The sequence below is a fragment of the uncultured Aquincola sp. genome (genome assembly GCF_964001545.1).
GTDB lineage: Bacteria > Pseudomonadota > Gammaproteobacteria > Burkholderiales > Burkholderiaceae_C > Aquincola.
In genome coordinates, this window is record NZ_CAXFDV010000452.1 from 1 (window position 1) to 6582 (window position 6582).

Sequence of the window (6582 nt, forward strand, 5' to 3'; positions counted from 1 at the left end):
GCGGATGCCCATTTCTCCTGTTCCCGAGCTGGTCGCCGAGCTTGCTGCCGGCCGCATGGTCATCCTCGTTGACGAGGAAGACCGCGAAAACGAAGGCGATCTCGTGCTGGCTGCCGAGCATGCCACGCCGGAAGCCATCAACTTCATGGCGCGCTACGGCCGCGGGCTGATCTGCCTGACGCTGACGCGGGAACGCTGCGAACGGCTGCAACTGCCGCCGATGGCCAGCCGCAACGGCACCAAGCACGGCACCGCGTTCACGGTGTCGATCGAGGCGGCCGAAGGCGTGACCACCGGCATCTCCGCCGCCGACCGTGCGCGCACGGTGCAGGCGGCCGTGGCCAAGCATGCACAGCCCGCCGACCTGGTGCAGCCGGGCCACATCTTTCCGCTGCAGGCCCAGGACGGCGGCGTGCTGATGCGCGCCGGCCATACTGAAGCCGGCTGCGACCTCGCCGGCATGGCCGGCCTGATGCCCGCCGCCGTGATCTGCGAGATCATGAAGGACGACGGCACCATGGCGCGCCTGCCCGACCTGGAAGTGTTCGCGCAGGAGCACGGCCTGAAGATCGGCACCATCGCCGACCTCATCCAGCACCGCAGCCATACCGAATCCATCATCCAGCGCGTGGGCGGCCGCCAGCTCGACACCGCCTACGGCCGCTTCGACTGTGCGATGTTCCGCGACCGTACCGGCGGCGCCCACCTGGTGCTGAGCGTGGGCAGCTGGCAGCCGGACGACGAAGTGCTGGTGCGCGTGCATGAGCCGCTGTCGGTGCTGGACCTGCTGGACACCAGCAACACGCGCCACTCCTGGTCGCTGCCCAGCGCCCTGCGCGCATTGCAGACGGCCGGCCGCGGCGTGGCGGTGCTGCTCAACTGCGCGGAAGACGCCGAGTCGCTGCTGACGCGCGCCGTGGCCGCGCCCAGCGCCGCGCCCGCACGCAGCTCGGGCCCGATGGACCTGCGCACCTACGGCGTGGGCTCGCAGATCCTGCGCGACCTGGGCGTGCGCCGCATGCGCCTGCTGGGCAAGCCGCGCCGCATGCCCAGCATGGTCGGCTTCGGCCTGGAAGTGACCGGATTCACGGAAGCACCTGCTTCGAAAGACTGACATGCAAGGCTCCGACAAAGGCACCCTCGCCGGCCTCAACGGCGAGCACCTACGCGTGGGCATCGTTCGCGCGCGCTTCAACGACACCGTGACCGCCGGCCTGCAGCAGGCCTGCTTGGCCGAGCTGGCGGCGCTGGGCGTCAGCGCCGACCGCATCCGCACCGTGGACGTGCCGGGCGCCCTGGAAGTGCCGGTGGCGCTGCAAGCCATGGCGGCTTCGGGCGACTACGACGCGCTGGTGGCGCTGGGCTGCATCATCCGCGGCGAGACCTACCACTTCGAGCTGGTGGCCAATGAAAGCGGCGCGGGCGTCACCCGCGTGGCGCTGGACGCTCGCCTGCCGATCGCCAACGCGATCCTGACGGTGGAAAACCAGGTGCAGGCCGATGCCCGCATCGATGAAAAAGGCCGCGACGCGGCCCGTGTGGCCGTGGAAATGGCCCTGTTGCTGAAGGAACTGAAGTGAGCCCCGCCCCCAAGAAGCCGAACGGCCCGAAACGGCCGTCGGCCGCCAACGTGGCGCGCCGCCACGCGCGCCAGGTGGCGTTGCAAGGCCTGTACGAATGGCTGGTGTCCGGCACCGAAGCCGGCGTGATCGACGCGCACATGCGTGAGCAGGAAGATTTTTCGAAGGCCGACACGGCGCACTTCGACGCGCTGCTGCATGGCTGCATCGCCGAGGCGGCCGACCTGGACACGGTGCTGGCCCGCCACGTCGACCGCCAGACCTCGCAGCTGTCGCCGGTGGAACACGCGGTGCTGCTGATCGGCGCCTACGAGCTGAAGCACTGCATCGACGTGCCCTACAAGGTGGCCATCAACGAAGCGGTGGAGCTGGCCAAGAACTTTGGCGGCACCGACGGCCACAAGTACGTCAACGGCGTGCTGGACAAGGCCGCGGCCGACCTGCGGTCGGTGGAAGTCAATGCCGCGCGGGAAGCGCGGCGGGCCGGCTGATCACGCCCGGCCGAATTCGCCGGTGGTCAGGTCACTGACCACGGCCGTGTACCAGGAAGCGCCCAGGTAAAAGCGCACTGCGCCGGTGGAACGCCGACGCACCAGCAACAGGCTGTCTTGCAGGCCCAGCGCGGCGCTCAGGTCGGGCTCGGGATCGTGCTCCACCTCGAAGTCCCCGGCGTCAAAGCCGTGGGCGGCCAGGGTTTCGCCCAGCAGGGGTGGAGGCAGCGTGATGGATGAAGCAGGCATGGTGCGGCTCCCGGGTGGAACGAGTCACGATGCTGCCTGTGCCCGAGGGCCTGCCGCATCCCTCTCAAGAGCGAGCAAGCGCCGAACCTGCGCGCCGGATTAGGCGGCCCGGCCTAATGGCGGCCGGTTGCGCAGTCGGCGCACTGGCCGTACAGCGTCAGCTCATGCGCCTCGACACGAAAGCCCGCGGGCGCCAGGCGGGCCAGATCGCCCGGGCAGCCGTGCACGTCGAACACCCGTTCGCAGGCCCGGCACTGGAAATGGTGGTGGTGCCCCAAGTGCTTGGATTCATAGCGCGGGCTGTCGCCGGGCAGCTCCACCACCTGCACGCTGCCCTCTTCCACCAGCAGCTTGAGGTTGCGGTATACGGTGGCGATGCCCATGCCTGCCACCTCGGTGCGCGCACCGTCCAGCACTTCCTGCGGCGTGAGCGGGCGCGTGGCGGCCTCGATCACGGCGCGGATGGCGGAGCGTTGGCGGGTCGAGCGTTCCATCGTGTAGCAGAAAGCGGTTCGTGGGTGATTGGCGATTCTCTCACGCCCGATAAAGAGAAGTCGTTATCATTAGGGGATGATCCCGAGTCTGAGTTCCGCGCCGGCAACCGTTCAGCACGCTGCACCGCCCACCGTTGAGCGCGCGGCGCATGCGTTGCGCTGGCTGGCTTGCGCCGCGTTACCGCGCACCGGCGTGGCCGCACTGGGCGTCGGCCTGCTGTGGGCCATGGCGGCGTGGGCGATGCATGGCGGCCAGTGACGCAGCGGTGCAGCTGCACGGCGTGGGCGTGCGCTACGGCACCCAGTCCGCCGTGGCAGGCGTGCAAGCCGCTTTCGGCCGCGCCGGTCTGCACGCCATCGTCGGCCCCAACGGCGCCGGCAAGAGCAGCCTGATCGGCGCCATCGCCGGGCTGCAGCGCCACAGCGGCCGCATCGAGGTGGCTTCCGACCTGCGGCCGCACATGGGCTACCTGCCGCAACGATCACAGGTGGACCGCAGCTTTCCGATCACCGTGGCCGACTTTGCCGCCATGGGCCTGTGGCCGAGGCTGGGCGCGCTGCGCGGCATGAGCCGCGCGCAGGCGCAGGCGGTGGACGAGGTGCTCGAACGCCTGGGCCTGCAGACGCTGCAACGCCGGCTGATCGGCGAGCTGTCCACCGGCCAGTTCCAGCGCCTGCTGTTCGCCCGGCTGTGCCTGCAGGACGCCCGGCTGCTGTTGCTGGACGAGCCCTTCGCCGCGCTGGACGAAGACACCACCACCGCGCTGATGGCGCTGCTGCAGGCCTGGCGCGCACAAGGCCGCACGGTGATCGCCGTGCTGCATGAGCAGACCCTCGTGCGCGCGCATTTCGATTCCGCCCTGCTGATGGCCGGCACCGCGCTGCTGCAAGGTCCGGCCGACGCCGCGCTGGCCTCGGCCGCCTGGCGCCACGCCGAGCGACAACTGGCCCGACACGCCGCCGCCCTGCCCTCCCCCGCCTGATGACCCTGATGCAAGCCCTGTTCTGGCAGCCTTTTGCCGAGTTCGATTTCATGCGCCGCGCGCTGGTGGCCTGCCTGGCGCTGGCGCTGACCTGCGGCCCGCTGGGCACGCTGCTGGTGCTGCGCCGCATGAGCCTGGTGGGCGATGCGATGGCCCATGCGCTGCTGCCCGGCGCCGCCGTTGGCTACCTGCTGGCCGGCCTGTCGCTGGGCGCGATGAGCGCGGGCGCCTTCGTGGCCGCGCTGCTGGTAGCACTGCTGGCCGGCGTGGTGGCCCGCTTCACGCCGCAGCGTGAAGACGCCAGCTTCGCGGCCTTCTACCTGATCGCGCTGGCGGCCGGTGTGCTGCTGATCGCCCGCCAGGGTGGCAGCGTCGACCTGATGCATGTGCTGTTCGGCAGCGTGCTGGCGGTGGACGATGCCTCGCTGAAGCTGGTGGCCGGCGTGTCCAGCGTGTCGCTGCTGCTGCTGGCCTTGCTGTGGCGGCCCATCGTGTTCGAGGCCTGCGACGGCCTTTTCATGCGCACGGTGTCGCGCCGCTCGGCCGCGGTGCACTACCTGTTCCTGGCGCTGGTGGTGGGCAACCTGGTGGCCGGCTTCCAGGCGCTGGGCACCTTGATGGCAGTGGGTCTGCTGATGCTGCCGGCCACGGCGGCCCGCTTCTGGGTGCGCAGCCTGGAAGCGCTGGCGCTGCTGGCCGCAGGCATCGCGGCCTTCAGCGCCTGGGCGGGGCTGCTGCTCTCGTACCACGCCAGCCTGCCTTCGGGCCCGGCCATCGTGCTGGTGGCGGGCCTGGTGTACGTGCTGTCGCTGGCCCTGGGCCGGCATGGCAGCTTGCGCGCCGCCTGGCGTCCGGCCATGCCCGCCACCGCCGGCGCCCTGGGGGGCACTGTGCTCCTGACGGTGCTGGCCGTGGGCCTGGCCGGCGCACCCTCGCCCGCGCACGCGCAGGCCAACCCGCAAGCCGCCGCACGCCCGCGGGTGGTGGCCAGCTTTTCCATCCTGGCCGACATGGCCCGCGAGGTGGGCGGCGATGCGGTGGAGGTGAGCAGCCTGGTGGGCCCGGGCGGCGACGCCCATGTGTACGAGCCCACGCCCGCCGCGGTGCGCCAGCTGGCCGCGGCGCAGCTGGTGGTGGTCAACGGCCTGCGCTTCGAGGGCTGGCTCGACCGGCTGGTGGCCGCCTCGGGCTACCGCGGCCCGGTGCTGGTGGCCACCACCGGCATCCGGCCGCGCCTGGTGTACGGCGCGCCCGACCCGCATGCCTGGCATGACCCGGCCAATGCCCACGTCTACATCGAGAACCTGCGGGTGGCGCTGGGCCGGCTGGTGCCGGCACAGGCCGCCGCCATCGACGCCCGCGCTGCCCAGTATCTTCAGCGGCTGGACGCGCAGGACCAGCGCCTGCGCGCCCTGCTGGCCAAGGTGCCGCCCGAACAGCGCCGCGCCATCACCTCGCACGACGCCTTCGGCTACCTGGCCGCCGCCTACGGCATTAGCCTGGCCAGCGTGCAGGGCTGGACCACCGCGGCCGAACCCTCGGCCGCCGACCTGGCGAGGCTGATGCGCCAGATGAAGGCCGAACAGACGCGCGCGCTGTTCCTGGAAAACACCGGCAGCCCGCGCATGATGCAGCGCGTGGCCCAAGACACCGGCGCGGTGATCGGCGGCACGCTGTACGCCGATGCCTTGTCGCCGCCCGGCACCGTTGCCGACAGCTACCTGAAGCTGCTGGACCACAATCTCACCACCCTGATCGCCGCCTGGCAACCGCCGGTGGCCCGCACGCCATGAAGAAGTCGACCCTCACCGCCCTGGCCGCTGCCCTGATGCTGCCCACGCTGGCACTGGCACAAACCCACGCCGCGCACGAGCACGGCAAGGTGGCGGTGGACATCGCCGTCGAGCGTCAGCAGCTCACCGTCGCCATCGACACGCCGCTGGACAACCTGCTGGGCTTCGAGCGGGCGCCGCGCAGCGCCACCGAAAAGCAGGCCGCCGACGCCGCCGTGACCAAGCTGCGCGCCGCCGATGGCTGGCTGCGCATCGACCCGCAGGCAGGCTGCCAGCTGCAGGACGTGACGCTGGAATCGGGCGCGCTGGGCCTGGGCGGCGCACCGGCCGAGGGCGAGCATGCCGACCTGGAAGGCAGCGTGACCTACCGCTGCACCGACGCCACCCGCGCCGCCTGGATCGACGTCGGCCTGGCCGATGCGTTCAAGCGCGTGAAGTCGCTGCAGGTGCAGGTGGCCGGCCCCCAGGGCCAATCGAAGCAGACGCTGAGCGGCAAGAACCGGCGGGTGGTGCTGACGAAATGACGGCCGGCTCCGAGCCGCTGGTGCACTGCCAGAGCCTGCGCTTTCGCTGGCCGGGTGCCGCGCACGACACGCTGGCCATCGACCACTTCGAGGTGCAGGCCGGCAGCACGTTGTTCCTGCACGGGCCCAGCGGCTGCGGCAAGAGCACGCTGCTGTCGGTGCTGGCTGGCGTGCTGCAGCCACAGTCGGGTCGGGTGACGATGCAGGGCCAGGCCTGGTCCGACCTGCCGGCCGGCCGCCGCGACCAGCGGCGGGCCGACCTGGTGGGCTACGTGTTCCAGCAGTTCAACCTGCTGCCTTACTTGAGCGTGCTGGACAACGTGCTGCTGCCCTGCCGCTTCTCGGCCGTGCGCCGCCAGGCCGCGGGCGATGCGCCCGCCGCCGCCCGCGCGCTGCTGCAGCGCATGGACCTGCCGCCCGCGTTGTGGACGCGCGAGCCCACCGCGCTGTCGGTCGGCCAGCAGCAGC

Annotated in this window: 9 protein-coding genes; 7 read left to right on the forward strand and 2 right to left on the reverse strand. The window is 71.2% G+C overall.

What is annotated here, in order from left to right; genetic code table 11:
* Positions 1 to 4: 4 nt before the first annotated feature.
* From ribBA to nusB, 3 genes are read left to right on the forward strand one after another with little or no spacing between them, the layout of a single operon-like run.
* Complete coding sequence (gene ribBA, locus ABNT58_RS15480) at positions 5 to 1114, forward strand: bifunctional 3,4-dihydroxy-2-butanone-4-phosphate synthase/GTP cyclohydrolase II (RefSeq protein ID WP_348754365.1); 1110 nt, start codon at positions 5 to 7, stop codon at positions 1112 to 1114.
* Position 1115: 1 nt separating this feature from the next.
* Positions 1116 to 1580, forward strand: coding sequence for a 6,7-dimethyl-8-ribityllumazine synthase (ribH, locus tag ABNT58_RS15485; protein WP_348754357.1), 465 nt, complete (start codon positions 1116 to 1118; stop codon positions 1578 to 1580).
* Positions 1577 to 2071 carry a transcription antitermination factor NusB gene (gene nusB / locus ABNT58_RS15490; protein WP_348754358.1) on the forward strand — a complete coding sequence of 165 codons (495 nt, stop codon included), beginning with the start codon at positions 1577 to 1579 and terminating at the stop codon, positions 2069 to 2071. Before ribH ends, nusB begins: the two co-directional genes overlap by 4 nt.
* Here nusB and ABNT58_RS15495 read toward each other — a convergent pair whose 3' ends face one another.
* Positions 2072 to 2320: a hypothetical protein gene (locus ABNT58_RS15495; protein ID WP_348754359.1), complete on the reverse strand. Its 249-nt coding sequence runs from the start codon at positions 2318 to 2320 to the stop codon at positions 2072 to 2074.
* Between the two features lie 113 nt (positions 2321 to 2433).
* Positions 2434 to 2814: a transcriptional repressor gene (locus tag ABNT58_RS15500; protein ID WP_348754360.1), complete on the reverse strand. Its 381-nt coding sequence runs from the start codon at positions 2812 to 2814 to the stop codon at positions 2434 to 2436.
* 245 nt (positions 2815 to 3059) lie between these two features.
* Between ABNT58_RS15500 and ABNT58_RS15505 the strand changes: the two genes are divergently transcribed.
* The 4 genes from ABNT58_RS15505 to ABNT58_RS15520 form a co-directional block, all read left to right on the forward strand.
* The gene (locus ABNT58_RS15505) at positions 3060 to 3797 is read left to right on the forward strand and encodes an ATP-binding cassette domain-containing protein (RefSeq protein WP_348754361.1); all 738 of its coding nucleotides are present in this window, start codon (positions 3060 to 3062) and stop codon (positions 3795 to 3797) included.
* On the forward strand, positions 3797 to 5590 hold the full coding sequence (locus tag ABNT58_RS15510) for a zinc ABC transporter substrate-binding protein (RefSeq protein ID WP_348754362.1): 1794 nt from the start codon (positions 3797 to 3799) through the stop codon (positions 5588 to 5590). Before ABNT58_RS15505 ends, ABNT58_RS15510 begins: the two co-directional genes overlap by 1 nt.
* Positions 5587 to 6114, forward strand: a complete 528-nt coding sequence (locus ABNT58_RS15515; RefSeq protein ID WP_348754363.1) for a DUF2796 domain-containing protein — start codon at positions 5587 to 5589, stop codon at positions 6112 to 6114. The genes ABNT58_RS15510 and ABNT58_RS15515 overlap by 4 nt, the downstream gene beginning before the upstream one ends.
* The coding region (locus ABNT58_RS15520) for an ATP-binding cassette domain-containing protein (RefSeq protein WP_348754364.1) at positions 6111 to 6582 on the forward strand (472 nt) is incomplete at its 3' end. The genes ABNT58_RS15515 and ABNT58_RS15520, both read left to right, overlap by 4 nt.

What these genes read in the sequence shown, in the direction of transcription:
- ribBA (WP_348754365.1), top strand. Translation starts at nt 5, where the DNA reads ATGCCCATTTCTCCTGTTCCCGAGCTGGTCGCCGAGCTTGCTGCCGGC.
- ABNT58_RS15510 (WP_348754362.1), top strand. Translation starts at nt 3,797, where the DNA reads ATGACCCTGATGCAAGCCCTGTTCTGGCAGCCTTTTGCCGAGTTCGAT.
- ABNT58_RS15500 (WP_348754360.1), bottom strand. Translation starts at nt 2,814, where the DNA reads ATGGAACGCTCGACCCGCCAACGCTCCGCCATCCGCGCCGTGATCGAG.
- ribH (WP_348754357.1), top strand. Translation starts at nt 1,116, where the DNA reads ATGCAAGGCTCCGACAAAGGCACCCTCGCCGGCCTCAACGGCGAGCAC.
- ABNT58_RS15505 (WP_348754361.1), top strand. Translation starts at nt 3,060, where the DNA reads ATGGCGGCCAGTGACGCAGCGGTGCAGCTGCACGGCGTGGGCGTGCGC.
- ABNT58_RS15495 (WP_348754359.1), bottom strand. Translation starts at nt 2,320, where the DNA reads ATGCCTGCTTCATCCATCACGCTGCCTCCACCCCTGCTGGGCGAAACC.
- ABNT58_RS15515 (WP_348754363.1), top strand. Translation starts at nt 5,587, where the DNA reads ATGAAGAAGTCGACCCTCACCGCCCTGGCCGCTGCCCTGATGCTGCCC.